Annotated in this window: 25 protein-coding genes; 11 read left to right on the forward strand and 14 right to left on the reverse strand. The window is 60.2% G+C overall.

Translation table 11 applies throughout. The annotated features are described in order from the left end of the window. Positions 1 to 100: 100 nt before the first annotated feature. The 6 genes from relA to AC3WP4_RS24875 all read right to left on the reverse strand — a co-directional run bounded on the left by relA (position 101) and on the right by AC3WP4_RS24875 (position 8,176). Positions 101 to 2,344 (reverse strand): GTP diphosphokinase, encoded by a 2,244-nt coding sequence (gene relA, locus AC3WP4_RS24850; protein WP_074879115.1) that lies wholly within the window; start codon positions 2,342 to 2,344, stop codon positions 101 to 103. A 123-nt stretch (positions 2,345 to 2,467) separates the two neighbouring features. Beyond that, a complete protein-coding gene (rlmD, locus tag AC3WP4_RS24855) occupies positions 2,468 to 3,820 on the reverse strand; it encodes a 23S rRNA (uracil(1939)-C(5))-methyltransferase RlmD (protein ID WP_102616264.1) in 1,353 nt (450 codons plus the stop codon). Continuing rightward, complete coding sequence (cysM, locus tag AC3WP4_RS24860; protein WP_076028278.1) at positions 3,820 to 4,722, reverse strand: cysteine synthase CysM; 903 nt, start codon at positions 4,720 to 4,722, stop codon at positions 3,820 to 3,822. The genes rlmD and cysM overlap by 1 nt, the downstream gene beginning before the upstream one ends. Before the next feature lie 108 nt (positions 4,723 to 4,830). Beyond that, on the reverse strand, positions 4,831 to 5,853 hold the full coding sequence (locus AC3WP4_RS24865; RefSeq protein ID WP_102616265.1) for a PDDEXK nuclease domain-containing protein: 1,023 nt from the start codon (positions 5,851 to 5,853) through the stop codon (positions 4,831 to 4,833). 183 nt (positions 5,854 to 6,036) lie between these two features. Then, positions 6,037 to 7,467, reverse strand: a complete 1,431-nt coding sequence (locus tag AC3WP4_RS24870; protein ID WP_102616266.1) for a sensor histidine kinase — start codon at positions 7,465 to 7,467, stop codon at positions 6,037 to 6,039. Next, positions 7,454 to 8,176 (reverse strand): response regulator transcription factor, encoded by a 723-nt coding sequence (locus AC3WP4_RS24875; protein WP_102616267.1) that lies wholly within the window; start codon positions 8,174 to 8,176, stop codon positions 7,454 to 7,456. Before AC3WP4_RS24875 ends, AC3WP4_RS24870 begins: the two co-directional genes overlap by 14 nt. 214 nt (positions 8,177 to 8,390) lie before the next feature. Here AC3WP4_RS24875 and AC3WP4_RS24880 point away from each other — a divergent pair, with 214 nt between their 5' ends. The 4 genes from AC3WP4_RS24880 (at position 8,391) to AC3WP4_RS24895 (ending at position 13,280) form a co-directional block, all read left to right on the forward strand. Beyond that, positions 8,391 to 11,144, forward strand: coding sequence for a response regulator (locus AC3WP4_RS24880; RefSeq protein ID WP_074879124.1), 2,754 nt, complete (start codon positions 8,391 to 8,393; stop codon positions 11,142 to 11,144). A gap of 227 nt (positions 11,145 to 11,371) precedes the next feature. Continuing rightward, positions 11,372 to 12,364 carry a 2-hydroxyacid dehydrogenase gene (locus tag AC3WP4_RS24885; RefSeq protein WP_102616268.1) on the forward strand — a complete coding sequence of 331 codons (993 nt, stop codon included), beginning with the start codon at positions 11,372 to 11,374 and terminating at the stop codon, positions 12,362 to 12,364. Positions 12,365 to 12,441: 77 nt separating this feature from the next. After that, a complete protein-coding gene (locus AC3WP4_RS24890) occupies positions 12,442 to 12,876 on the forward strand; it encodes a hypothetical protein (RefSeq protein WP_074879128.1) in 435 nt (144 codons plus the stop codon). After that, positions 12,876 to 13,280 carry an META domain-containing protein gene (locus tag AC3WP4_RS24895; RefSeq protein WP_074879130.1) on the forward strand — a complete coding sequence of 135 codons (405 nt, stop codon included), beginning with the start codon at positions 12,876 to 12,878 and terminating at the stop codon, positions 13,278 to 13,280. Before AC3WP4_RS24890 ends, AC3WP4_RS24895 begins: the two co-directional genes overlap by 1 nt. 162 nt (positions 13,281 to 13,442) lie before the next feature. Here AC3WP4_RS24895 and AC3WP4_RS24900 read toward each other — a convergent pair whose 3' ends face one another. Then, a complete protein-coding gene (locus tag AC3WP4_RS24900; protein ID WP_074879132.1) occupies positions 13,443 to 13,910 on the reverse strand; it encodes a TlpA disulfide reductase family protein in 468 nt (155 codons plus the stop codon). 114 nt (positions 13,911 to 14,024) lie between these two features. Here AC3WP4_RS24900 and arsC point away from each other — a divergent pair, with 114 nt between their 5' ends. From arsC to AC3WP4_RS24915, 3 genes are read left to right on the forward strand one after another with little or no spacing between them, the layout of a single operon-like run. Continuing rightward, on the forward strand, positions 14,025 to 14,378 hold the full coding sequence (gene arsC, locus AC3WP4_RS24905; protein ID WP_074879134.1) for an arsenate reductase (glutaredoxin): 354 nt from the start codon (positions 14,025 to 14,027) through the stop codon (positions 14,376 to 14,378). After that, positions 14,375 to 14,971, forward strand: a complete 597-nt coding sequence (gene wrbA, locus AC3WP4_RS24910; protein ID WP_008147989.1) for an NAD(P)H:quinone oxidoreductase — start codon at positions 14,375 to 14,377, stop codon at positions 14,969 to 14,971. The genes arsC and wrbA overlap by 4 nt, the downstream gene beginning before the upstream one ends. Position 14,972: 1 nt before the next feature. Then, positions 14,973 to 15,398, forward strand: coding sequence for a DUF2069 domain-containing protein (locus AC3WP4_RS24915; protein WP_102616269.1), 426 nt, complete (start codon positions 14,973 to 14,975; stop codon positions 15,396 to 15,398). A 99-nt stretch (positions 15,399 to 15,497) separates the two neighbouring features. On the opposite strand, the gene AC3WP4_RS24920 is transcribed toward AC3WP4_RS24915, so the two are convergent. Then, positions 15,498 to 16,172 (reverse strand): DNA-3-methyladenine glycosylase I, encoded by a 675-nt coding sequence (locus AC3WP4_RS24920; RefSeq protein ID WP_102616270.1) that lies wholly within the window; start codon positions 16,170 to 16,172, stop codon positions 15,498 to 15,500. A 131-nt stretch (positions 16,173 to 16,303) separates the two neighbouring features. After that, complete coding sequence (ttcA, locus tag AC3WP4_RS24925) at positions 16,304 to 17,128, reverse strand: tRNA 2-thiocytidine(32) synthetase TtcA (protein ID WP_102616271.1); 825 nt, start codon at positions 17,126 to 17,128, stop codon at positions 16,304 to 16,306. 374 nt (positions 17,129 to 17,502) lie between these two features. Here ttcA and AC3WP4_RS24930 point away from each other — a divergent pair, with 374 nt between their 5' ends. After that, positions 17,503 to 18,105 (forward strand): Yip1 family protein, encoded by a 603-nt coding sequence (locus AC3WP4_RS24930; RefSeq protein ID WP_074879141.1) that lies wholly within the window; start codon positions 17,503 to 17,505, stop codon positions 18,103 to 18,105. A 158-nt stretch (positions 18,106 to 18,263) separates the two neighbouring features. Continuing rightward, positions 18,264 to 18,758 carry a SprT family zinc-dependent metalloprotease gene (locus AC3WP4_RS24935; RefSeq protein WP_074879143.1) on the forward strand — a complete coding sequence of 165 codons (495 nt, stop codon included), beginning with the start codon at positions 18,264 to 18,266 and terminating at the stop codon, positions 18,756 to 18,758. Positions 18,759 to 18,868: 110 nt separating this feature from the next. Here the strand turns inward: AC3WP4_RS24935 and AC3WP4_RS24940 are convergent, their stop codons facing one another. Continuing rightward, positions 18,869 to 20,050, reverse strand: a complete 1,182-nt coding sequence (locus AC3WP4_RS24940; protein ID WP_102616273.1) for a CaiB/BaiF CoA transferase family protein — start codon at positions 20,048 to 20,050, stop codon at positions 18,869 to 18,871. Positions 20,051 to 20,194: 144 nt separating this feature from the next. Beyond that, complete coding sequence (locus tag AC3WP4_RS24945; RefSeq protein ID WP_074879147.1) at positions 20,195 to 21,529, reverse strand: dicarboxylate/amino acid:cation symporter; 1,335 nt, start codon at positions 21,527 to 21,529, stop codon at positions 20,195 to 20,197. Positions 21,530 to 21,869: 340 nt separating this feature from the next. Here AC3WP4_RS24945 and AC3WP4_RS24950 point away from each other — a divergent pair, with 340 nt between their 5' ends. Beyond that, entirely contained in the window at positions 21,870 to 22,868 is a 999-nt protein-coding gene (locus tag AC3WP4_RS24950) for an AraC family transcriptional regulator (RefSeq protein ID WP_102616274.1), read from the forward strand. 153 nt (positions 22,869 to 23,021) lie between these two features. Here AC3WP4_RS24950 and AC3WP4_RS24955 read toward each other — a convergent pair whose 3' ends face one another. From AC3WP4_RS24955 to AC3WP4_RS24965, 3 genes are all read right to left on the reverse strand, one after another. Continuing rightward, positions 23,022 to 24,368 (reverse strand): ATP-binding protein, encoded by a 1,347-nt coding sequence (locus tag AC3WP4_RS24955; RefSeq protein ID WP_074879151.1) that lies wholly within the window; start codon positions 24,366 to 24,368, stop codon positions 23,022 to 23,024. Then, positions 24,365 to 25,042: a response regulator gene (locus tag AC3WP4_RS24960; RefSeq protein WP_046046505.1), complete on the reverse strand. Its 678-nt coding sequence runs from the start codon at positions 25,040 to 25,042 to the stop codon at positions 24,365 to 24,367. The genes AC3WP4_RS24955 and AC3WP4_RS24960 overlap by 4 nt, the downstream gene beginning before the upstream one ends. A 182-nt stretch (positions 25,043 to 25,224) precedes the next feature. Continuing rightward, on the reverse strand, positions 25,225 to 25,827 hold the full coding sequence (locus AC3WP4_RS24965) for a hypothetical protein (RefSeq protein WP_076028292.1): 603 nt from the start codon (positions 25,825 to 25,827) through the stop codon (positions 25,225 to 25,227). 146 nt (positions 25,828 to 25,973) lie between these two features. Here AC3WP4_RS24965 and AC3WP4_RS24970 point away from each other — a divergent pair, with 146 nt between their 5' ends. Next, positions 25,974 to 26,765: a dienelactone hydrolase family protein gene (locus AC3WP4_RS24970; RefSeq protein ID WP_102616276.1), complete on the forward strand. Its 792-nt coding sequence runs from the start codon at positions 25,974 to 25,976 to the stop codon at positions 26,763 to 26,765. Positions 26,766 to 26,941 lie beyond the last annotated feature (176 nt).

Consider the following 26,941-nt stretch of genomic DNA (forward strand, 5'->3'; position numbering starts at 1 on the left):
GGGAGCGAGCCAGCTCGCGATGATAGCGGACTGGCAGACAACACAGATGTCGACTGAAATACCGCCATCGCGAGCAGGCTCGCTCCCACATTGGTCATCTTCAAGGCGTCCGGTTACGGCGGGTTTCGATGATGTTCGGCAACTGGGAAATCCGACCCAGCAACCTCCCCAATGCATCCAGCCCCGGAATCTCGATGGTCAGGGACATCAACGCGGTGTTGTCCTCTTTGTTCGAGCGGGTGTTGACCGCCAGCACGTTGATCCGCTCGTTGAGCAGCACTTGCGAAACGTCACGCAGCAGGCCGGACCGGTCGTAGGCGCGGATGATGATGTCCACCGGATAGGTGAGTACCGGCACCGGCCCCCAGCTGACCTGGATGATCCGCTCGGGTTCGCGGCTGCCCAGTTGCAGCACCGAGGCGCAGTCCTGACGGTGAATGCTCACGCCGCGGCCCACGGTGATGTAACCGACGATCGCATCCCCCGGCAGCGGCTGGCAGCAGCCGGCCATCTGGGTCATGAGGTTGCCGACGCCCTGGATCTGGATGTCGCCGCGCTTGCCCGGTTTGTAGCCGGTGGCCTTGCGCGGAATCAGTTCCAGCTGTTCGTTGCCGCGCTCCGGCTCGACCAGTTGCTGCGCCAGGTTCACCAGTTGCGCCAGACGCAAATCGCCTGCGCCCAACGCGGCGAACATGTCTTCGGCACCCTTCATGTTGGCCTTTTCGGCCAGCTTGTCGAAATCCACCGCTGGCAGACCGAGGCGACTGAGTTCACGCTCCAGCAAGGTTTTACCGGCGGCGACGTTCTGGTCGCGCGCCTGCAATTTGAACCAGTGAACAATCTTCGCCCGTGCCCGCGAGGTGGTGATGTAACCCAGGTTCGGGTTCAGCCAGTCGCGGCTCGGGGTGCCGTGCTTGCTGGTGATGATCTCGACCTGTTCACCGGTTTGCAGGCTGTAGTTGAGCGGCACGATGCGCCCGTTGATCTTCGCGCCACGGCAGTTGTGACCGATTTCGGTGTGCACGCGGTAGGCGAAGTCCAGCGGCGTCGCGCCCTTCGGCAAGTCGATGGCGTGACCGTCCGGGGTAAAGATGTAGACCCGGTCCGGCTCGATATCGACCCGCAGCTGTTCAGCCAGGCCGCCGATATCGCCCAACTCTTCATGCCACTCGAGGACCTGACGCAGCCAGGAGATTTTCTCTTCGTAGTGGTTGGAGCCGGACTTGACGTCGGTGCCCTTGTACTTCCAGTGCGCGCACACGCCCAGTTCGGCTTCTTCGTGCATGGCATGGGTGCGGATCTGCACTTCCAGCACCTTGCCCTCGGGGCCGATCACTGCGGTGTGCAGCGAGCGATAGCCGTTCTCTTTCGGGTTGGCGATGTAGTCGTCGAATTCTTTCGGGATATGCCGCCACAGGGTGTGGACGATGCCGAGCGCGGTGTAGCAGTCGCGCATTTCCGGCACCAGCACGCGAACGGCGCGCACATCGTAGATCTGGCTGAATTCCAGACCCTTGCGCTGCATTTTGCGCCAGATCGAATAGATGTGTTTGGCCCGGCCGCTGATGTCGGCATCGACGCCGGTGGCGGTCAGCTCGTTCTTCAACTGGCTCATCACATCGCTGATGAAGCGCTCGCGATCCAGACGTCGCTCGTGGAGCAACTTGGCGATCTGCTTGTACTGATCGGGCTCAAGGTAGCGGAAGGACAAGTCCTCCAGTTCCCACTTGATGTGACCGATACCGAGACGATGAGCCAAAGGTGCGTAGATGTCGAAGACTTCACGGGCGACGCGGTTGCGTTTTTCGTCATCGGCGGTTTTCACCGCACGGATGGCGCAGGTGCGTTCGGCCAGTTTGATCAGCGCAACGCGAACGTCGTCGACCATGGCGACCAGCATCTTGCGCAGGTTTTCAACCTGGCCCTGCGTGCCCAGCACCAGGGATTGGCGGGGGCTGAGGCTGGCGCTGATCGCCGCCATGCGCAATACGCCGTCTATGAGTTTGGCGACCACCGGGCCGAAGCGCTGGCTGATCGCCGGCAACTCGATCTGGCCTTCGCGCACGCCGCGATACAGGATCGCGGCAACCAACGAATCCTGATCGAGTTTGAGGTCGGCGAGAATCTCGGCGATCTCAAGGCCCGTGCGGAAACTCGAGGTCCCTTCGGACCACAGGTTTTTCGCCGCATTGGCTTGTTGTTCAGACGCACGAGCAAACTCGCACGCTTCCTTCAAGGCTTCGCGATCCAGTGCCGGATCGACACTGACCGCATGATCGAGCCAAGCCTCGAGATTGATACTGCCGTCGGTGTTGATCGGCTGGTGTGCTCTCACCTGTACCATCTTGCTTACCTTCCCTACGACGCAGATTCAATGCGTCAAATCGCTGACCTTCGTTGCCCGTGTGCCCACGTAAGGGCTAATACGCGGCTGCACGGGCGGGCCAGTCGGACCAGACGAGCCGTCCTAGCTCGCTTCAAATAACGCCATGGCCTCGACATGTGCCGTCTGAGGAAACATATCGAGAATCCCGGCACGTTTTAACCGGTAGCCCTGCTTGATCAATTCGACCGTATCGCGCGCCAGCGTTGCCGGATTGCACGACACATACACCAACCGTTTGGCGCCCAGGGACGCAAGCTTGCGCACTGCCTCGAAAGCACCGTCACGCGGTGGGTCCAAGAGTACCGCACAAAAGCCTTCGCGCGCCCATTCGGCATCGGTCAAAGGCTGGGATAAATCGGCCTGAAAAAACTGCGCATTATGAAGATTGTTGCTAGCAGCGTTCGCGGCTGCCCGCTCGACCATCGCCTGCACACCTTCCACCGCCACCACTTCGCGAACGACCTTGGCCAGCGGCAAGGCAAAGTTACCCAAGCCACAGAATAGATCGAGAACGCGTTCATCCGCCGTCGGCTTCAGCCACTCCAACGCCTGGGCGATCATCGCTTCGTTGACCCCGGCGTTGACCTGGATGAAATCTCCCGGTCGGTACGCCAGGTCCAAATCCCACTGTTCCAGTCGATAACCCAACGACTGGTCAGCCTCGACCGGTTGCGGTTCACCGTCACCGTGCAGCCACAACTGGGCTTCATGGAACGCGCAGAAATCCTTGAGGATCGTCATGTCGGCGTCGGACAGCGGCGCCATGTGCCGCAGCAACACCGCCAACGACGAACCGCTGAACAATTCCACATGCCCCAGCGCCTGAGGTTTGCTCAAGCGCCGGAGCATTTCCGGCAAGCGGGTCATGATTGGTTGCAAGGGCTGTACCAGCACCGTGCATTCGTTGATCGCAACGATGTCCTGACTGCCAGCGGCGCGGAAACCGACTTCGAGTTTTTTCGCCTTCATGTCCCAGCGCACCGCCACTCGGGCGCGACGCCGATAACCGAATTCCGCACCGCTCAACGGCGCGGCCCACTCTTCGGGTTCAACACCGGCGACCTTGGACAATTGCTCGGCGAGCATGCGCTGTTTCAGGGCGAGTTGTTCGTTGTGCGGCAAATGTTGCACGCTGCAACCGCCACAGCGACCGGCATGCGGACACGGTGCCGGGCGGCGCAGTTCGCTGGCCTGGAACACCCGCTCAGTGCGCGCCTCGACCACTTTGCCGTGGGCGCCCAATACACGTGCTTCGACTTCTTCACCGGCCAATGCGCCGATGACGAACCAGGTGCGACCTTCAAAAAACGCGATACCGCGACCGTCATTAGCCAGGCGCTCGATACTCAAGCGCTGCTTTTTGCCAGTCGGAATTTGCGGGGCCTTGCTGCCGCCGGTGGGCTGGAAGCGCAGGCCTCTCTCTTGTTTGGCCATCAGTTGGGCGCGTCGAAAATGCCGGTCGACAAGTAACGGTCGCCACGGTCGCAGATGATCGCGACGATCACCGCGTTTTCAACTTCTTGGGACAGGCGCAGCATCGCTGCCACCGCACCGCCCGAGGACACGCCGCAGAAGATGCCTTCTTCGCGGGCCAGACGACGGGTCACGTCTTCGGCTTCGCTTTGCGCCATGTCGACGATCCGGTCCACGCGCTCGGCCTGGTAGATCTTCGGCAGGTATTCCTGCGGCCAGCGACGAATGCCCGGGATCGCCGAGCCTTCCATCGGTTGCAGACCGATGATCTGCACGCTCTCGTTCTGCTCTTTCAAGTAGCGCGAGACGCCCATGATGGTACCGGTGGTGCCCATGGAGCTGACGAAATGGGTGATGGTGCCTTCGGTCTGACGCCAGATTTCCGGGCCGGTGGTGGTGTAGTGCGCTTCGGGGTTGTCCCCGTTGGCGAACTGATCCAGCACCTTGCCGCGGCCTTCGGCTTCCATGCGCTGTGCAAGGTCGCGGGCGCCTTCCATGCCCTCTTCCTGGGTGACCAGGATCAGCTCGGCGCCATACGCCGTCATCGCGGCTTTACGCTCGGCGCTGGAGTTGTCCGGCATGATCAGGATCATCTTGTAACCCTTGATCGCGGCGGCCATCGCCAGGGCGATCCCGGTGTTACCCGAGGTCGCTTCGATCAGCGTATCGCCGACGTGGATCTGCCCGCGCAATTCAGCGCGGGTGATCATCGACAGCGCCGGACGGTCCTTGACCGAACCCGCCGGGTTATTCCCTTCGAGCTTGAGCAAAAGGGTATTGCTGGTGGCGCCAGGCAGGCGCTGCAAACGGACCAGCGGAGTGTTGCCGACGCAATCGGCGATGGTTGGGTACTGCAAGGTCATGGCGTATTCGCAATCCAGACTGCGGGGGCGCCTATCATACCGGCAAACCTTCGAAGGCCATATCACGCAAAGTACGGTGCTTATGGCTTATGGGAATAAGGGGCTGGATCAGTACTCTTCGCCTTGCGCGACATTCAATGCATAGAACTCATGCAACTTGGCTTGCAACAACTGTTTGTCCGGTAGCTGCACCTGGTATTCAGCGATCAGCGCTGGCGACAGGCTGCGGTTAAGGGCGTACTCGACGACCTCGTCATCCTTGCTGGCACATAGCAACACACCAATGGCAGGGTTTTCGTGGGGTTTGCGTTCATCGCGATCCAGCGCTTCCAGATAGAAGTTCAGCTTGCCCAGATACTCCGGTTCAAAACGACCGACCTTAAGCTCAATGGCTACAAGACAATTGAGGCCACGGTGGAAGAACAGCAGATCCAGGGCGAAATCACGCCCGCCGACTTGCAGCGGGCGTTCAGAGCCGACAAAACAGAAGTCGCGCCCCAGCTCGATCAGAAAATCTTTGAGGCGCGCCAGCAACCCTTTATGCAGATCGGTTTCGCCATGGTCGGAGGGCAAGTCGAGAAACTCAAGCATGTAGGCGTCGCGGAACACGTTCAGTGCCTCAGGGTGAGTGTGTCTCAGCACCGCAGAGGCTTTTGCCGGTTGGGTCACGCTTCGCTCGAACAGTGCAGCTTTGAACTGACGCTCCAGTTCACGCTTCGACCATTTTTCCTGAACAGCCAAACGGACATAGAACTCCCGCTCTTCCGGCCGTTTACTCTGGCTGAAAATGATCAGGTTGTGCGACCAAGACAATTGTCGCACCAGTGGTGCGACTTTCTCTTCAGCGTGATAAGCCTCATAGAACTGGCGCATGCGGAACAAGTTCGACCGGGTAAACCCACGCAACCCCGGTTGAGTCTGAGCCAGATGCTCGGCCAACTGGCTGACCACAGAATCGCCCCATTCGGCTTTTTCCAGCTTGCGACTGATGTAAGCACCCACCTGCCAATACAGCTCGATCAACTGGGTATTCACCGCCTGCATGGCCTGCTGCTTGGCACTTTGAATCAGCGCAAGCACTTCATTGAAACGGTCTTCGGTTGTGCTGCCGGGGACGCTGGGTGCAGTCATGCCGAACTCCTGGAGGACGAAGGAAAACGCGAGTCTATTCCGTCAAATCAGGCTTAAGGTGTCGGCAATGACCTTTAGGAAAGGTCGTACAAAATAACGGGAACGCTCCGGCAAAGTTAGAACGGTTGTAGCTGGGAGGGCCTCATCGCGAGCAGGCTCGCTCCTACAGGGTTAGGGGGGTGATCACACCATTTGCGGCCGACACCCATCCAATGTGGGAGTGAGCCTGCTCGCGATAGCGTCGTCACTGACTCCACCGTCATCCGCCACCAACCGCATATTCAGCCGCAACCCCGCCCCAGAATTCTCAGCCCAAAGCAGCCCACCCTGACGCTGCACCGCATTCCTCGCAATGCTCAACCCCAAGCCAAATCCACCATCCCCCGGCCGCGATCCGTCGAGTCGGATGAACGGCGAGAAGATCCGCTCCAGCTCTTCATCGGCCACCCCGCCGCCCTCATCCTCCAGCCACACGTGCCAGAAGTCGCCATCACGCCGCCCACCCAAACGCACAACGCCGCCCTGCGGTGAATGACGAATGGCATTGCGCAGGATGTTTTCCAGCGCTTGAGCCAACGTATTGAGATGGCCGCGCACCCAGCAGGAAGAATCCACCGCGCACTGCAACTGGCTCGCCGGCCAGCCACTTTCATAGCAGGCATTTTCCGTGAGCATTTCCCACAACGCCTGAACCTGGATCGATTCATCGGGCAACCGAGTGCGCTCGGTGTCGAGCCAGGCCAGTTGCAGGGTGTCTTCGACCAGTCGCTGCATGCCATCGACCTCTCGGCCAATGCGTTCGCGCAATTGCGTCAGCCCCTGCTCGCTTTCGCTGGCCACCCGCAGGCGACTCAGTGGCGTGCGCAGTTCGTGGGACAAGTCGCGCAGCAGTTGTTGTTGCAGGGCCACTGTGCTTTGCAGACGCTCGGACATGTGATCGAAGGCTCGACCCAGTTCACCCAACTCATCCGGGCGATTGGTGATACGGCTCGACAACCGCACGTTCAACTGGTCGGCACGCCAGGCATTGGCCTGTTCGCGCAGACTGTTCAAAGGCACAACCAGCAACCGATACAGTCCGACGCACAGCAGCAAGGTGAACAAGCCGGGAATCACCCCGTTGGTGATCACCCGCCAGATCACCCGGTAACGGCCGGGCACGAAACGCTGGGGCAGTTCGATCACCAGACTGCCAGCGGACGGATCCTTGGGGAAAGGCACTCTCAACCATGGCAATCCTTTGGTATGGCGACTCGTCGGCCAATCCAGACCGCGCAAAAAGGTCAGGCGCCGGGTTTCTTTTTCCGTCAGCGGGTAACTGCTCAATGACTGCAAATCGCCGCCAATCACACCGACCCATGTCGACTCGCGATGGCCCACGCCCTGCAACCAGGCATCGATGCCCGCGCTCTGGCGCTCGTTCCACGCCTGCTCCGCCTCGGCGGCGTAGCGCATCAGCGTGCCCCGTGCCTCGTCGGATAGGAACAGGTTTTTCTGTTCCATGTAGCGCCCCCAGGACCAACTGAGCCAGATCATCAGCAGACAGAACGCCACCAACAAACACGCCAGTTTCCAGAACAGCGAATGCCTGCCCGGCAGCTCAGTCCACTTCATCGACAGCACTCAATACGTAACCCTTGCCCCACACCGTGCGCACTTCGCGCTCGAGGTAACCGACAGCCTTGAGCTTGCGGCGGATCTGACTGATGTGCATGTCGAGGCTGCGGTCGTGGGGCGCGTAACCGCGCTGCAGTACATGCTGGTAAAGAAAGGCTTTGCTCAGGACTTCATCGCCATTGCGGTTCAGCGTTTCCAGCAGCCGGTATTCGCTGCGGGTCAGGCCGGCGGCGTGTTCGCCATAAAAGACATCACAGCCTTCATCGTCGAAACGCAGGCTGTCCGCCGAAGGCGCAATCGGTGCCGGCGCTGGCCGGCGGTCGAGCGCGACCCGTCGCAGGATCGCTTCGATGCGCACCCGCAACTCGACCATGCTGAAAGGTTTGGGCAGGTAATCATCGGCGCCCAGGCGAAAACCACTGATGCGATCCGCCTCGGCACCGAGCGCCGACATCAGTACCACCGGGGTGGAATGGCTCTGACGCAACTGCGTCAGTACGTTCAGCCCATCCAGGCCCGGCAGCAGAATATCCATCAGCACCACGTCGAAAGCTTGCTGGCGAGCGATGGTCAAGCCTTCCAGTCCGTTCTGGCACCACGTCACCTGAAAACCGCAACGTCCCAGATGCTCATGAACATAAGCACCGAGTACGAGGTCGTCTTCTATAGACAGGATACGAGGATGGCCAGCAGTGATGGGAGTCATGACTATCTGCAAATAATTCTCAGTTGGCGATTATTAAAGATTGCCTCGCTGCGGGCAACACAAGGTTTGCCCGTAAGGTAAAAGTATTGATCCAGCCGACGAATGCCGACATCAATTTTACGAAGATTGCCCGCCTGCAAATCGCTACACTGCGCAAATGGCGCGTGCTGGACGTACGTGCAGGTCGTTAAATCGCTGGATGCAGGAGAGATGCGTGCTCAAAAAACTTGGAATTAAAGGCCGCGTGTTATTGCTGACCCTGTTGCCGACCAGCCTGATGGCCTTGGTTCTGGGCGGTTATTTCACCTGGATGCAGCAATCCGACCTGCAAACCCAGCTCATGCAGCGTGGCGAGATGATCGCCGAACAACTGGCGCCGCTGGTGGCCCCGGCCATGGGCCACAAGAACACCGAGCTTTTGGAACGCATCGCCACCCAATCGCTGGAACAATCGGACGTTCGCGCCGTTTCGTTCCTCGCCCCCGACCGCTCTTTGTTGGCCCATGCCGGGCCGACCATGCTCAATCAGGCGCCGGTCGGTAACGGTGCGCAGATGCTGCGCCGCAGCGGCAATGACGCGACGCGTTACTTGCTGCCGGTGTTCGGCAAGCACCGCAATCTGGCCGGCGACCTGATTCCCGACGAAGCCGATCGCCTGCTGGGCTGGGTCGAGCTCGAACTGTCCCACAACGGCATGCTGCTGCGCGGTTACCGCAGCCTGTTCGCCAGCCTGTTGCTGATCGGCGCAGGCCTGGCCGGTGCGGCGCTGCTGGCGTTGCGCATGGGCCGGAGCATCAATCGGCCGCTGAGCCAGATCAAGCAAGCGGTAGCGCAACTCAAGGACGGTCATCTGGAAACCCGCCTGCCGCCCCTCGGCAGCCAGGAGCTGGACACACTGGCGTCCGGCATCAACCGCATGGCCGGCACCCTGCAGAACGCGCAGGAAGAATTGCAACACAGCATCGACCAGGCCACCGAAGACGTGCGCCAGAACCTGGAAACCATCGAGATCCAGAACATCGAACTGGACCTGGCGCGCAAGGAAGCCCTTGAAGCCAGCCGGATCAAATCCGAGTTCCTGGCCAACATGAGCCATGAAATCCGCACGCCGCTCAATGGCATTCTCGGCTTCACGCATCTGCTGCAAAAAAGCGAACTGACCCCGCGCCAGCTCGACTATCTGGGCACTATCGAAAAATCCGCCGACAGCCTGCTGGGAATCATCAACGAGATTCTCGACTTCTCGAAAATCGAGGCCGGCAAACTGGTGCTCGACAATATCCCGTTCAACTTGCGCGACCTGCTCCAGGACACACTGACCATCCTCGCTCCGGCCGCCCACGCCAAGCAACTGGAGCTGGTGAGCCTGGTTTATCGCGATACGCCGCTGTCATTGGTAGGCGATCCGCTACGGCTCAAGCAGATCCTCACCAACCTGGTCAGCAATGCGATCAAGTTCACCCGCGAAGGCACCATCGTCGCCCGCGCCATGCTTGAAGAAGAACACGAAGACAGCGTGCAACTGCGCATCAGCATCCAGGACACCGGCATCGGGCTGTCGAACCAGGACGTGCGCGCCTTGTTCCAGGCCTTCAGCCAGGCGGACAACTCGCTGTCCCGGCAACCGGGTGGCACCGGTCTGGGGCTGGTGATTTCCAAACGCCTGATCGAACAGATGGGCGGCGAGATCGGTGTCGACAGTACGCCCGGTGAAGGCTCGGAATTCTGGATCAGCCTGAGCCTGCCAAAAACCCGCGACGACGCCGAAGACCTGCCCGGTCCGCCGTTACTCGGGCGTCGGGTGGCCGTGCTGGAAAATCACGAACTGGCCCGTCAGGCATTGCAGCATCAACTGGAAGACTGTGGCCTCGAAGTCACTCCGTTCAATACCTTGGAAAGCCTGACCAATGGCGTGACCGGCGCGCATCAGACCGATCAGGCGATCGACCTGGCGGTGCTCGGCATCACCAGCAACGACATGCCACCCGAGCGCCTCAACCAGCACATCTGGGACCTCGAACACCTGGGCTGCAAGGTGCTGGTGTTGTGCCCGACCACCGAACAGACGCTGTTCCACCTCTCGGTGCCCAACCCGCACAGCCAGCTCCAGGCCAAACCGGCCTGTACCCGCAAGCTGCGGCGGGCCTTGTCCGATCTGGTCAACCCGCGCCAGCACCGCAGCGAACCCGGCGAACCGGTGTCCAGCCGCGCGCCAAAAGTGCTGTGTGTCGACGACAACCCGGCCAACCTGCTGCTGGTGCAAACCCTGCTCGAAGACTTGGGCGCCAAAGTCCTCGCGGTGGAAAGCGGCTACGCGGCGGTCAAGGCGGTGCAGACCGAAACCTTCGACCTGGTGCTGATGGATGTTCAGATGCCCGGCATGGACGGGCGGCAAAGCACCGAAGCGATTCGCCAGTGGGAAAGTGAACGGCATTGCACGCCGCTGCCGATCGTTGCCCTCACCGCTCACGCCATGGCCAACGAAAAACGCGCGCTGCTGCAAAGCGGCATGGACGATTACCTGACCAAACCGATCAGCGAACGGCAACTGGCTCAAGTGGTGCTGAAGTGGACCGGCCTGGCGCTGCGCAATCATGGACCGGAGCGCTCCAGCGACAGCCACGGCGGCAGTCATGAATTGCAGGTGCTCGATCACGAAGAAGGTTTGCGCCTGGCCGCCGGCAAGGCTGATCTGGCGGCGGACATGCTGGCGATGTTGCTGGCGTCGCTGGAAGCCGACCGCGAGGCGATTCGCTTCGCCCGGGAAAACAACGATCACAACGCCCTGATCGAGCGCGTCCATCGCCTGCACGGCGCGACCCGTTATTGCGGCGTCCCGCAACTGCGCGCCGCCTGCCAGCGCAGCGAAACCCTGCTCAAGCAACAGGACCCCAAAGCCCCCAGTGCACTGGAAGACCTCGACCGGGCCATCAATCGCCTGGCCGCCCATGCCCGTATAAATGCCTGATGCAACGCAATGGCGCCGACCACCATCAGCGCTAAGCTCACCGGACTCTGTAGCAGCTGGCGAAGCCTGCGTTCGGCGACGTAGTCGTCGTAAATCCGGCAAACGCGGTTTACCTGAAAGACCGTAGCGCCTGATTTTACGACGACTACGTCGCCGAACGCAGGCTTCGCCAGCTGCTACAAAAGCGTGAAAAGCGTGAAAAGCGTGAAATTTTCCAGGAGGACCGCATGCGTACGATTCTTTTCAGTAGCCAGACCTACGATCGCGACAGTTTTCTGAGTGCCGACCTGCCCGCCGGCATTGAACTGCACTTTCAATCAGCGCGACTGAGCCTTGATACGGTGGCGCTGGCGGAGCATCACGACGTGGTCTGTGCCTTCATTAATGATGACCTCAGTGCGCCGGTGCTCGAACGCCTGGCCGCGGGTGGTACACGCCTGATCGCCCTGCGCTCGGCGGGTTACAACCATGTCGATCTGGCGGAGGCAAAGCGTTTGGGGCTGGCGATTGTGCGCGTCCCGGCCTACTCGCCCCACGCAGTGGCGGAACATGCGGTGGCGCTGATCCTGGCGCTCAACCGACGCCTGCACCGCGCCTACAACCGCACGCGCGAAGGGGATTTCAGCCTGCACGGGCTGACCGGCTTCGACCTTGTGGGCAAGACCGTCGGCGTGGTCGGCACCGGGCAGATCGGCGCGACCTTCGCGAAAATCATGAACGGCTTTGGCTGCCAATTGCTGGCGTACGACCCCTTCCCCAACCCGCAAGTCGAAGCCCTCGGCGCCCGTTACCTGAGACTGCCGCAACTGCTGGCCGAGTCGCAGATCATCAGCCTGCACTGCCCGCTCAACGAACAAAGCAAACACTTGATCAATCGCGAGTCCCTGGCGCACATGCAAGCGGGGGCGATGCTGATCAACACCGGCCGCGGTGGTCTGGTGGACACGCCGGCGCTGATCGACGCGTTGAAGGACGGTCAGTTGGGTTATCTGGGGCTGGATGTGTATGAAGAGGAGGCACAGCTGTTCTTCGAGGACCGTTCCGACCTGCCGCTGCAGGACGATGTGCTGGCACGGCTGCTGACCTTTCCGAACGTGATCATCACCGCTCACCAGGCCTTCCTCACCCGCGAAGCCCTGGGCGCGATTGCCGCGACTACCCTGCAGAACATCGCCGCCTGGGCAGCAGGCGCGCCTGCGAATCTGGTAACGGCTGACTGAACCAGATCGAAGGTCATACGCCCGCTCCATGCTGCGCTGATGTCCGTGCTAGCATGCCGCGCATATTTGGAGGACCCATGGTCGAACACGATTTCCGCTATAGCCTGATGAACCCGCAACACACCCTCACCGAATGCCGCGCCCTTGTGCCGGGGCGTTATCAAGTCACCGGCAACGGCGGCTCGATTCGTAACAACGACGTGCTGGTAGTGACCCTGAAAGGCGCCAAGGACTTGTCCATGCGCCTGACCGTCGAAACGGTTCGCCACTTGATCAACCCGCCCGGCCAATGGGTCGCGGTGGCCAGTGGTCCGGTGTTCGGTGAACTGGCGATCCACACCTGGAAAGTCAACTGCGACAGCTGCGCCAAAGAGCTGAGCTTCGAGTTCGCGGTCGACGCCAAGCTGGGCAACAAGGCTGAAAAGCCTGCTGCCACTGCTCGGATTGCCGAATTGGGCTGGTCCACGGTCAGCGAGAAGCACCTGTGCCCGAAATGCCAGGAGCCTGCGTGATGAAACGCCTCGCTCTGTCCGCGATGGTTGGCGCCAGCCTGCTGGGCTGCGCCGCCGAGCCGGTGCAATTGCAACACAACCGCAGCTACATTCTGGAGTGGATCGGCGAACGTCCGTTGATGGATTACAGCCACCTGACCATCACCCTCGGTGACGACGGCCGGGCCTACGGCAACGGCGGCTGCAACCACTGGTTCGCACCGTACACCCTGGAAGGCGACAAGCTGAGCTTCGGCAAGGTTGGCAGCACACGCAAGCTGTGTGCGCCGGCGCTGATGGAGCAGGAAAAGCGTTTCCTCCAGGCGTTGGAAAACGTTCAGCGCTGGGACGTCTCGCCGATCGACCAGATGCGTTTCTGGCCGGCAGAAGGCAAACCCTTGCGCTGGTGGCTTGAAGAGGGTTAACCCTCTCAATTGTGGCGAGGGAGCTTGCTCCCGCTGGGCTGCAAAGCAGCCCTAAACCCAACCACTTCGTGTCGTCAGGTACACCGCATACACAGCTTTACGATTGCTGCGCAATCGAGCGGGAGCAAGCTCCCTCGCCACAGGTGGGAACGATCAGCGCACTCAGTTCTTCGCCTGCAACGCCTCAAGCTTCGCCATCACCCCCGCCGCCGTCTGCTCGCCCATCAACTGTTCCCGTACCTTGCCCTTGTTATCGATGATGTAAGTCACCGGCAACGCCTCACTGCGCGGCACCTCAAATAGATCAGCCGGATCAGAAGCCAGTACGGTGAACTTGATGCCCAGTTTTTCACTGGCGCTTTTCAGCTCTTCCCCCTGCACATTGTCGAAGTTGACCCCGAACACACCAATCTTCTTGTCCTTGAGCTGATCGGCCAACGCGTTCAATTCCGGGATCTCGGTTCGGCACGGCCCGCACCATTCAGCCCAGTAGTTGAGTACCAGCCATTGTTTGTCCAGGCGTTCGGCGGCGACTTTCTGGCCGTTCTGGTCGATGCCATAGTCGTTACCGCAGCCCCCCAGCAATAACGTACCGATGATCGCCAATGCCGCTGCCAGTCGCCTAGTCATGTCGTATTCCTTGTTGAAAATTGAATGTGCCTGCGACCCATCGCCTCCCAAGGTTCTGGATTACGCGCTGCACAGTTAGAATAGCCGTCACCTTACGCAAGATGCGAACCGCACATGACCGATCTGACGCTTTATCACAACCCGCGCTGCTCGAAATCCCGCGGTGCGCTCGAACTGCTCGAAGCCCGTGGCCTGACCCCGACCGTGGTCCGCTACCTGGAAACCCCGCTGGACGCCGCGCAAATCCAGAGCCTGCTGACCAAGCTCGGCATCAGCGCCCGGCAACTGCTGCGCACCGGTGAGGACGAATACAAAACCCTCAACCTGGCCGACAGCAGCCTGAGCGAGGCGCAATTGATCGCCGCCATCGCCGCCAACCCGAAACTGATGGAGCGACCGATTCTCGAAGTCGGTGACAAAGCCATCATCGGCCGACCACCGGAAAATGTGCTGGAGCTACTGCCGTGAGTGCGCCGTACATTCTGGTCCTGTATTACAGCCGCAGCGGCTCGACCAATGAAATGGCCCGGCAGATCGCCCGTGGTGTCGAGCAGGCAGGCCTGGAAGCCCGGCTGCGCACGGTCCCGGCGATATCCAGCGAATGCGAAGCCGTGTCGCCGGACATCCCGGACGAAGGCGCGCTGTACGCCAGCCTCGACGATTTGAAAAATTGCGCAGGCCTGGCCATGGGCAGCCCGACCCGGTTCGGCAACATGGCGGCGCCGCTCAAGTACTTCCTCGACGGCACCAGCAACCTGTGGCTGACCGGCGCTCTGGTGGGCAAACCGGCCGGCGTTTTCACCTCCACCGCGAGCCTGCACGGCGGCCAGGAAACCACGCTGTTGTCGATGATGTTGCCGTTGCTGCACCACGGCATGCTGATCACCGGCCTGCCTTACAGCGAATCGGCCCTGCTGGAAACCCGTGGCGGCGGCACGCCTTACGGCGCCAGCCATCACGCCGGGGCCGATGGCAAAAGCGGCTTGAATGAACATGAAGTCGCACTGTGCCGGGCCTTGGGCCTGCGTTTGGCGAAGACTGCACAGAAACTGGGGAACTGACGTGGCCAAAAAGCCGAAGATTTTGCCCTCCATCGAATGGCTCGAACCGCGGGTTCGGGCGATGCGCGTCATCAGCCTGCTGTGCTACTTCGGTCTGGTGGGTTTGCTGTGCGCCTACTACCTGGTCTTCGCCGACCTGCACGGCGCCCGTCCGTGGGTGATTCTGCTGATCGAACTGGTGCCGCTGCTATTGCTGGCACCGGGGATGATTATCGGCAGTGCGCGCGGGCATTCATGGATGTGTTTTGTGGTGAACCTGTATTTCATCAAGGGCGCATTGGCGGCGTATGACCCGAACCGGCAGCTGTTTGGCTTGCTGGAAATGGGCGCCAGCGTGGCGGTGTTCTGCTCGGCGCTGTTGTATGTGCGATGGCGGTTTCAGTTGAACCGCAAGCTTGCTGGCGAAGGTGAGATTCGCGTCGCCTGATCTGACGCCATCGCGAGCAGGCTCACTCCCACATTGGATTTGCGTTGTTCACAAATCCAATGTGGGAGTGAGCCTGCTCGCGATGGGCGCGACTCGGTCTCAATGATTGACGGTATACGCCAGCATCATCGATATCTGACTCATCGGCCGCCCACCACTTTCTTCATGCCACTGGTTGAACACGCCCTGCACCGTGGCCAGGTCCCGCAGGCTGGTCGGCACCTTGTCCACAATCTTCTGCGCATTCAACGCCGCGACCACGTCATAACTCGGCACAAACGTATCCTTGCCGACCATGCGCAAGAACCGCGGAGCCGACAAGCCACCCAATTGATGGCCACGCTTTTTCAGGTAGGTCCACAACCCAACGATATCCGTGACTGGCCAATCGGCGATCAACGCGCCAAAGCTGCCCTTCTCATGCGCCACATCCAGAATGAACTGCGCATTGCGCGGCACGCTCTTGAGTTTGCCCAGATGACGAATGATCCGCGCGTCCTGCATCAGACGCTCAAGGTGTTCGGCACTCATCAGCACGACTTTCTCAGGGTCGAACTTGAAGAACACTTCTTCGAACGCCGGCCATTTGGCGTCCACCAGGCTGTGCTTGAGCCCGGTGCGGAAGACGCGCAGCGCCATGGTCGAGAGGTAGCGGTCGTCGCTGATCTTGCGCAATTGCGCCGGGGTTTTCGGAACGGGCAGATGGGCTTCCAGTTCAGCTGCCGAACCGAAGCGGTTCAGACAGTATTCGTGCAGCCACTTGTAATCGCGCATGCCCTTTCCTGATGAGTAAGTGAACAGACTCATGTGGGAGCCAGCCTGCTGGTGATAGCGGTGGGTCAGTCAACAACGATGTGTCTGACCGACCGCTATCGCCAGCAGGCTGGCTCCCACAGTGATTGTGTTTAGAGGTTGACTACGTTGACGAACCGCGAAGCGGCGGTTTCATCGATACGCAGGTTGGTGAAGTCGAACAGATTACGGTCCGCCAATTGCGACGGGATCACGTTCTGCAAGCTGCGGAAAATGCTTTCGGTGCGACCTGGCGTCTTGCGTTCCCACTCCTGAAGCATGTCCTTGACCACCTGGCGTTGCAGGTTTTCCTGGGAACCGCAGAGGTTGCACGGGATGATCGGGAATTGCTTGAAATCCGAGTAGGCCTGGATGTCCTTTTCGTTGCAGTAGGCCAGCGGGCGGATCACCACGTTGCGGCCATCGTCGGCGCGCAGCTTCGGCGGCATGGCTTTGAGCGAACCGTTGAAGAACATGTTCAGGAAAAAGGTCTCGACGATATCGTCGCGGTGATGACCGAGGGCCATCTTGGTCGCGCCGATTTGGTCGGCAAAGGTGTAGAGCGTGCCGCGACGCAGGCGCGAGCACAGCGAACAGGTGGTCTTGCCTTCCGGGATCAGCTCCTTGACCACCGAATAGGTGTCTTTCTCGACGATGTGGTACTCGATGCCCAGCGCTTTGAGATAGGCCGGCAGCACATGCTCGGGGAAACCCGGCTGTTTCTGGTCCATGTTCACGGCCACGATCTCGAACTTGATCGGGGCGACCTTCTGCAAGTGCAACAGCACGTCGAGCATGGTGTAGCTGTCCTTGCCACCGGACAGGCAGACCATGACCTTGTCGCCGTCTTCAATCATGTTGAAATCGGCAACAGCCTCACCAGCCTGGCGGCGAAGGCGCTTTTGCAGTTTGTTCTGGTTGACCGTAAGAGTGCCCATGACGCGAAATCCGTGAGGTGTGACGAAAGGCCGGCATTTTACGCAAAAACCGGTCACGGGCGAAGAGCCCCCTATCCCCTGTGGGAGCGGGCTTGCTCGCGATTATGGTGTGACAGGTTGCATTGATATTGACTGACACTACGCCATCGCGAGCAGGCTCGCTCCCACAAGGGTCTGGGTGCACAGACCCTGCGGCGATTAACAGACGTGTTTACAGTGCAATTTGCTCTAAAGCCCTGCAACCCGCGCCGTTAAGACCTTTCTATACTGCGACATAAGGTCGCACATATAATCCAGACCTTTCCTTACTCGGCCACTTTGGCCTGTAGGCGCTCCACTGGGGGGCGACGGTAAAAACAAGAGGAGTGACTGGCATGATCCATCACGTAGTGGGGCTCTTCACCCACCCTGACCAAGAATGGAAAGAGATTCGTGGCGACCAGGAGGAAAGCATCAGCCACATGTATCTCACTCATACCCTGATTCTGGCGGCGATCCCTGCGGTGTCGGCATTTATTGGCACCACACAGGTCGGCTGGGTCATTGGCAGTCGCGCACCAGTGATGCTGACGATGGAAAGCGCGATATGGATGACGGTCATGTCGTACCTGGCGATGCTGGGCGGTGTGGCGGTAATGGGCGCGTTCATCCACTGGATGGCGCGCACCTATGACGCCAACCCGAGCCTGGCACGCTGCGTTGCATTTGCGACCTACACCGCGACACCGCTGTTTATCGGCGGTCTGGCGGCGCTGTACCCACACATGTGGCTTGGGATGATCGTTGGCACCGCGGCCATCTGCTACACGGTGTACCTGCTGTATGTGGGGCTACCCACTTTCATGAACATTCCATCAGACGAGGGATTTCTGTTTTCGAGTTCGGTGCTTGCTGTAGGCCTGGTGGTGCTAGTGGCCATCATGGCGTTCACAGTCATTGTCTGGGGACTCGGCGTGGGGCCGGTCTATACGAACTAGCCACTCTTCACCCAAAAACAAGATCTGCCAACACAGGCCGCCGCAAGGCGGCCTTCTAATGTTCAAGGATAGAAAACGGTGACGACCATTCGGCGCCTGAACGATTCGCAAGTCCCAAGGGTTGCGGCATACTCGACGCCTCTGGAGATCCATCAAGCATGCCCGAGCAACTCAATTCCCGCGTCGAAGACTGTTACCAGCTAGCCGAATCCTTTTTCAAACGACCTTTCAAACGCCCCGTGGTGAGCCTCAAGCTGCGCGGACAAAAAGCCGGTGTCGCGCATTTGCACGAGAATCTGCTGCGCTTCAATCCACAGCTGTACCGGGAAAATACCGAAGACTTCCTCAAGCAAACCGTGGCCCATGAGGTTGCGCACCTGATCGCCCATCAACTGTTCGGCGACCGCATCCAGCCCCATGGCGAAGAGTGGCAACTGATCATGCGCGGCGTGTACGAGCTGCCGCCCAATCGCTGCCACACCTATGACGTCAAACGCCGCAGCATGACCCGCTACATCTACAAATGCCCGTGCCCCGACAGCGATTTCCCGTTTTCGGCGCAGCGTCATGGTTTGGTGAGACAGGGGCGACGGTATTTGTGTCGGCGGTGCCGGAGCACGTTGGTGTTTAGTGGGGAAATGCGGGTCGAGTGACCCACATGATCGTTCCCACGCTCTGCGTGGGAATGCCGCCATGGACGCTCCGCGTCCACTGTGACGCAGAGCGTCACGGGATGCATTCCCACGCGGAGCATGGGAACGATCTATGTAACGACCCTGGCACGGCGCAACTCCGCGATCTGCTCAGCGCTATACCCCAACTCCTCCAACACCTGATCCGTATGCTGCCCTATGGCCGCGCCAATATGCCGAGGCTCAGGCAAGCCGTCCGAAAACTTCAACGGACACGCCATCTGCGCCTGAGTCGTCCCGTCACCCCGCGGCACTTCGGTCACCAGCGCCCGCGCCTTCACCTGCGGATGCCGCACCGCTTCGCCCAGGCTCAACACCGGCTCGACGCACGCATCGACGCCGGCGAACAGCTCACACAACTCGGCAAAGTCGTGTTTTTCGAATTCAACTTTCAATGCCTCCTTGAGCGCCTGTTGCCGGGCCGGCTCGGGCGACAGCCCCTGGGCCGCCAGTTCCGGGCGACCCAATGCCGTGCAGAGTTGCTGCATGAACACCGGCTCCAGACTGCCCACCGAGAACCAGCGCCCCTCGCGGGAACGGTAATAGTCGTAGAAGCTGCCGCCATTGAGCATCTGATTTTCCCTGCCCGGCTCCACCCCGCAGGCCAGGTACCCGGCACCGGCCATGGCGTTCAGGCTGAACACACAGTCGGTCATGCTCACATCCAGATGCTGCCCCTGCCCGGTTTGCTGCCGGGCGATGACCGCCGCCAGCAGGCCGATCACCCCGTGCAACGAGCCACCGGCGATATCCGCCACTTGCATGCCCAACGGCAACGGGCCACTGTCGGCGCGGCCGGTGTAGCTCGAAAGCCCCGCCAACGCCAAGTAGTTGATGTCGTGGCCGGCGCGGTCCTTGTAGGGGCCGGTCTGGCCATACCCGGTGATCGACACATAAATCAGCTTCGGATTGATCGCCTTCAAGGCTTCATAGCCCAAACCCAACCGGTCCATCACGCCGGGACGGAATTGCTCCAGCACGATGTCGTAGTCCTGCAACAACTGCTTGATCACCTCCAGCGCCTCGGGCTGCTTGAGGTCCAGCGCCAGGCTGCGCTTGTTGCGATTGAGATAGGCGTGGCTGGCCGAGACGCCTTGATCATGCGGTGGCAACACCCGCAACAGGTCCATGCGTGTTGGCGATTCGATGCGCAACACCTCGGCGCCCATGTCCGCCAGCAGCAACGAGGCGAACGGCCCCGGCAGCAATGTCGAGAAATCCAGAACCTTGAGTGATGCCAGTGGACCGAGCATGGGCGTTCTCCGTAAACGATGCCTCCAGACTAGGCAGCCTACGCCCTTGCAGCAATCACCTTAAGCGTCAGATGCGCTGACCGTTGCGCTCAAATCCCAGGCATGAAAAAACCCGCCGAAGCGGGTTTTTTCAGTGCAGCCGTCTTATTTGACGTTGCTTGGGGTCGGGCCTTCAGCCACGCCCAGGTCATCTACTTCACGCTCGTCGGAGATACCGCGACCGCCAGAAGCCAGCTCGACTTGCAGCTTGTCTTCGTCCAGCTCTTTCACCCACTTGGCGACCACGAGGGTGGCTACGGCGTTACCCACCAGGTTGGTCAGCGCACGGGCTTCGGACATGAAGCGGTCGATACCGAGGATCAGCGCCAGGCCGGCCACCGGCAGAGTACCCACGGCCGACAGGGTCGCTGCCAGCACGATGAAGCCGCTACCGGTGACACCCGCCGCACCTTTGGAGGACAACAGCAGCACCAGCAGCAAGGTGATCTGGTGAGTGAGGTCCATCGGGGTGTCAGTCGCCTGAGCGATGAACACAGCCGCCATGGTCAGGTAGATCGAAGTACCGTCGAGGTTGAAGGAGTAACCAGTCGGGATCACCAGACCCACTACCGATTTATCCGCACCCAGACGTTCCATTTTGATCAGCATGCGTGGCAGCGCGGATTCCGAAGAGGAAGTGCCCAGCACGATCAGCAGTTCTTCACGGATGTAGCGAATCAGTTTCAGCACGCTGAAACCGTGCGCGCGGCAGATGGCGCCCAGAACCAGGACTACGAACAGGATGCAGGTGATGTAGAAGCAGATCATCAACTGACCCAGTTGCACCAGCGAACCGACACCGTAGGCACCGATGGTGAAGGCCATCGCACCGAACGCGCCGACTGGAGCGAGCTTCATGATCATGTTGATGATGTTGAACATCACGTGAGCGAAGCGATCGATGAAGTCCAGCACCGGTTTGCCGTAGGCACCCAGGCGATGCAGGGCGAAACCGAAGATCACCGAGAACATCAGCACTTGCAGGATGTCGCCGTTGGCGAAGGCGCCGACGATGGTGTTCGGGATCACGTTGAGAACGAAAGCAATGATGCTCTGGTCTTTACCGGCCGAGATGAAGCCAGCGATTTTGCTGGTGTCCAGGGTCGTCACGTCGATGTGCATGCCGGCGCCCGGTTGCACGACGTTGACCACGACCAGACCGATCAGCAAGGCGATGGTGGAGACGATTTCGAAGTACAGCAGCGCATAGCCGCCGGTCTTGCCGACCGATTTCATGTTCTGCATGCCGGCGATACCACTGACGACCGTACAGAAGATGATCGGCGCGATGACCATTTTGATCAGTTTGATGAACCCGTCACCCAGCGGCTTGAGGGCTACACCGGTCTGCGGGTAGAAGTGACCGAGCAGGATGCCGATGGCAATAGCAACGATCACCTGGAAGTACAGGGATTTATACAGTGGCTGACGAGTCGTCATTGCAAAGTTCCTCAAGAGTGCCTCAGTAGCAACATCCATCTGTTGCACCTGACACCTCAATTGCGAACCCTCCTGCACTGGAGGGATTTGTTTTGTCGAGCTGCGCAGCGGCAGGCATCTGCGAGTTGTATCGCAAGGCCCGTGCCACCTTCGTCAAATCGCCAGCAAGCCTTTTGGCTTCAAGGGTTGCAGGTTTTTCTTTGTCACCAGACGGTTACGGCAAAGTGGCGGATTTCCGCCCATCGACCAAACCTCGTCCTACAAATTGGCGGATATCCGCCTTGTTCATCATCAGGCGCCACGGCTACCATCGGCCGCTCAATGGACGGACTTGCCTGCTATGCGCGAACGCACCATCGCCAGTCATTTCGCCCGTGCCGCCCTCGGTGGCGCACGCCGGCTGGGTTATGACTATTCGAATCTGCTGCAACAACTCGGCATCAGCCCCGAGTTGCTTGAAGAGCCGCGAGCGCGAATCGCGCCTGAACAGTTCACCCGATTGATCCAGGGCCTGTGGCTGGCACTGGATGACGAATACCTGGGCTTCGGGCCGGCTCCGAGCAAAACCGGCAGCTTCGCGATGATGTGCCATGCGCTGATCCATTGCCGCAATCTGGAGAAAGCACTCCACCGCGGCCTGTTGTTTTACAGCTTGTTCCCCAACAGCCCCCGTCTGACCCTGACCCGCGAAGACGACCTGATTCGCCTGAGCCTCGACGACTCGCAGTTCCGCGACCCGGACCACTTCCTCACCGAGAGCCAGTTGCTGGTGTGGCATCGTCTCGGCAGCTGGCTGATCGGCCAGCGCATTCGCCTGGAACAGGCGACGTTCAGTTACCCGAAACCCGAGCACGGCGCCGAATACGATTTGCTGTTCCCCTGTCCTCTGGCGTTTTCCAGAGCGCAGAGCAGCCTGTTGTTTCACAGTCGTTACCTGGACATGCCGCTGCTGCAGGATGAACGGACACTCAAGCATTTCCTCGAACGCTCCCCCGCCGACCTGTTGTCGCGCCCGGACGACGGCGACAGTTTGAGCAGCCAGTTGCGAAGGTTGCTCAGCCGTGACAGTTCGCACTGGCCGGATCTTGAAGAGGTGGCCGCGCACTTGCACATCAGCCCGCAAACCTTGCGCCGGCATTTGCGGGAGGAAGGGTCGAGTTTTCAGGAATTGAAGGATCAGCTGCGGCGGGACATTGCGATTTATCACCTGGGGCGGGCGGATTTGTCGTTGCAGCAGATTGCCGAGCAACTGGGGTTTTCCGAGCCTTCGGCGTTTCACCGGGCGTTCAAGAAATGGACCGGACTTACGCCTGGGGCTTATCGCGCGCAAGAGAACTGAAGTTCCACTGATCGTTCCCACGCTCTGCGTGGGAATGCCTCAAGGGACGCTCCGCGTTCCAGCTCCCGAAAGGGACGCAGAGCGTCCCGGGCTGCATTCCCAGAGCGTGGGAACGATCAGTCGCTCCGCGTGGGAACGATCGGTTACTCGCGGTCAAACCACCGGAAAATGAATCCGGAACGCCGCCCCGCCCATCGGCGAATCCCCCAGCGTCAGCTTCGCGCTGTAGCTCTCGATGATGTCCTTGACCACCGCCAACCCAATCCCCTGCCCCGGATGCTGGCGATCCAGCCGTTCCCCACGCTGCAGAATCCGGGCCCGCTGATCCGGCGGCACTCCCGGCCCGTCATCCTCAACACACAACTCAACCCCGCCAAGATTTTCGCGCACGCTGATGCGTACTTCGCCGAGGCACAGGCGATAGGCGTTTTCCAGCAGGTTGCCCATCATTTCCAGCAACGCACCCTGTTCGATCGGCACGTAACACTGCTCCGGCAGATCGAACGCGACCCGCACGCGTTTGTCGCGGTAGACCTTGTCCAGCGTGTCGCACAGGCTTTGCAGCACCGGGCGCAGGCGTACCTGATGACGCACCAGACCGCTTTTGCGCAGGCTGGCGCGTTGCAGTTGGTAGCTGATCTGCTGGCTCATGCGTTCGATCTGGGTTTGCAGCACCCAGGCCTGATCACGATCGGCCGGGCGCTGGGCCATGTCTTCGCTGACGCCTTGCAGCACAGTCAGCGGGGTTTTCAGGCTGTGGGCCAGGTCGTCGAGGGAATCGCGATAGCGGCTGCGTTGTTCGCGCTCGCTGTGCAGCAAGCGGTTGAGGGAACCGGTCAGGCGCAACAGTTCGCGCGGGTGTTGTTCGCTGAGGCTTTCGCGGGTGCCGCTTTCGATCTCGTCCAGTTCCTGACTGAGCCGGCGCAACGCCTGCAAGCCCCAGGTCAGGCCGCTCCACAGCAGCGCGAGCAACACCAGCAAGGCGGCACCGAAACCGAGGTAGAGGTTTTCCCGCAGGCCTTCGAGGGTGGCTTCGTACTCGCGCACCGGTTGCAGCGCGACGATGCTGAACGCCGCGCTCTTGCCGCCGAGCAGTTTGACCTCGACGTCATAGACGAAGAATTCCTGGCCGTTGGCTTCGCTGATTCTCGCGAACTCGTTACCGCGCCCGTCGTAACGCGGTTTGTAGTTGATGTGCTCTTCCTGGGTGCCCTTCGAGCGCCAGACCAGATGCCCTTCGCGATCATAGATGTAGCCAAGCAAACGGCCGTCAGTCAGGTTGAAACGCTCATCGGGCAACTGCGCTGGCATCTGCAAGCGATTGTTCTCCACCCGGGCGGCAGAGATCAGGGTGGTGACGTCCGACGCCAGGCGCTGTTCGATCGAGTCCTGCAACGCCAGGCTGAACGCGCCCTGCATCGCCGGCAGCAGCGCCAGCATGAACAACACCGCCAGGAGCGCGGCAGCGAGCATCAAGCGGACACGAAGGGAACGAATCAAGTGCAGCGCTCATTGAATAGGTAGCCGAGGCCACGCACGGTATCGATCGGTTTGAAACCGGCCGGGCCTTCAAGTTTGCGGCGCAGACGGCCGACCAGTACTTCGATCACGTTCGGATCGCGCTCGTCGTCGTCCGGGTAGAGCTGTTCCATCAAGCGATCCTTGGCCACCACTTGCTGGTGATGCCGCATCAGGTACTCGAGGATCCGATACTCGTAAGCGGTCAGCGCCAGCGGTTGTTCATCGAGGGACGCCTGTTTGCGATTGAGGTCCAGCAGCAACGGCCCGGCGACGATGGTCGACTGGGTGAAACCGCTGGAACGGCGCAGCAAGGCATTCAGGCGGGCATCGAGTTCTTCGAACTGGAACGGTTTGACCACGTAATCGTCGGCGCCGGCGGCGAGGCCTTCGACCTTGTCCTGCCAGTTGCCGCGCGCGGTGAGGATCAGGATCGGGAAGGTCTTGCCGCGCGAGCGCAGCTGACGGATCAGGTCGAGCCCGCCCATGCCCGGTAGGCCGAGATCGATCACCGCCAGGTCATGGTTGTACTGCTCGGTCTGGTACAGCGCCTCTTCGGCATTGGCCACGGACTCGACCACGTGGCCGCTGTCCGTCAGGCGGGTTTGCAGGTGATGGCGCAACAGCGCTTCATCTTCGACGACCAGCAGTTTCATAACGCTCTCCTACGCAAATCAACATCTCCAGAAACAAACTTCAATGGCTGACAGGGCGACCTGTGGGAGCGAGCCTGCTCGCGATAGCGGTGGGTCAGCCCATATTGATGCTGAATGTACCGCCGTCATCGCGAGCAGGCTCGCTCCCACAGGTTCTGCGCTTGACTGACTGGCAATGCTTGTCAGAAAGCGTAGTTCGCCGACAGGTAGGTCTGGGCGCTGCTGGTCAGGTCCAGCGAGCCCTGTTTGCTGCCACCGCGCTCGCTCATTTCGGTGCTGGCGTTGCTGCGCAGGTAACGGTAACCCAGTTCTACCGAGGTGTTTTGCGAAACCTGTTGCAGGACACCCACCTGGCCGCCGATGGCGTAACCGATGTCGCTGTCGCGGCTGAAGCCTGGCGACTCCTGAGTCATTTTGGTCAAACCGGCCGTGGCGCCGCCGAACAACCTGGTGCTGCTGCCCACCGGGTAGAACAGATCGTAGCTGCCCAGGAGGTTTTCCTGCCGCAGTTTAATGCCGTTGTGCGAGCCCGATACGTTGTCGTAAGTGGCATAGTAGCGACCCTGGCTGTTTTGCCGGCCCAGACGCACACCCCAGGTGTTGTCCTTGCCGATCACGCCGTCGGCGTTTGGGCTGTTGAGGTTGTCGTTCAGGGCGTGGGACTTTTTGACCTTGTCGCTGGTCTGTCCAAAAGTAAGGCTGGCGAAATTGTCGTCGGAAGCGAAAGCCGCGGTACTCGCGCTCAGGACAGTAAAAGCCAGAAGCAGTTTTTTGAATCCAGTCATAGGGGAGTTCCTTATGTGCTATTTGCTATTTGGGTACGAGGCAAGATTACTCACCCGGCCCTGAACTCCCCCTGAACGCACGCTGAACCTGAGCTGAATCAAATCGACCAGGCTGTTTTGATGACTTTTTTGCAGGAGATCCGACGATGCGCATTTTCCTCGCCTTTGTATTACTGGCCTTGAGCGGGCTCAGCCAGGCCGCTATCAAGACTCAGCAAATCCCTTATCAAAGTGCTGACGGCACCAAGCTGATCGGCTATTTCGCCTACGACGACGCCATCCAGGGCGCACGCCCTGGCGTGGTGGTGGTGCACGAATGGTGGGGGCTCAACGAGTACACCAAGCGCCGCGCCCGGGATCTCGCCGGTCTGGGCTACAGCGCACTGGCCATCGACATGTATGGCGATGGCAAAAACACTGAGCATCCCAAGGACGCGATGGCCTTCATGCAAGCGGCATTGAAAGACAGTGCCGCGTCCAGTGCACGCTTTCAGGCCGGGCTCGATCTGCTGAAGAAACAGCCGCAAACCGACCCGGACAAAATCGCCGCTATCGGTTATTGCTTCGGCGGCGGCGTGGTGCTGAATGCGGCACGCCAGGGTTTGCCGCTGGCGGGCGTGGTGAGTTTTCACGGTGCGCTGGCAACCAAGACGCCTGCCACACCGGGTAGCGTGAAAGCCAAAATCCTCGTCGAACATGGCGCTCTGGACAGCATGATCACCGCGGATAACGTTGCAGCGTTCAAGGCAGAAATGGACAAGGCAGGTGCTGACTATCAATTCGTCAACCTTGAAGGAGCCAAGCATGGATTCAGCAATCCTGATGCGGACCGGTTGAGCCATGGCGATCACGGCGGGCCGGATATTGGCTACAACAAAGCGGCGGATGAAAAATCCTGGGCGGACATGCAGGCGTTCTTCAAGAAAATATTTAGCTGACACAGTGATCGTTCCCACGGTCCCCGTGGGAATGCAGCCCGGGACGCTCCGCGTCCCTTTCGAGAGCTGGAACGCGGAGCGTCCCTTGAGGCATTCCCACGCGGAGCGTGGGAACGATCAAGCCGTTGCTACTACCCAGCCTGAGAGCAACCCGGCAAAATGCCCCACATGAATCG

Source organism: Pseudomonas sp. FW305-20 (assembly GCF_058788075.1).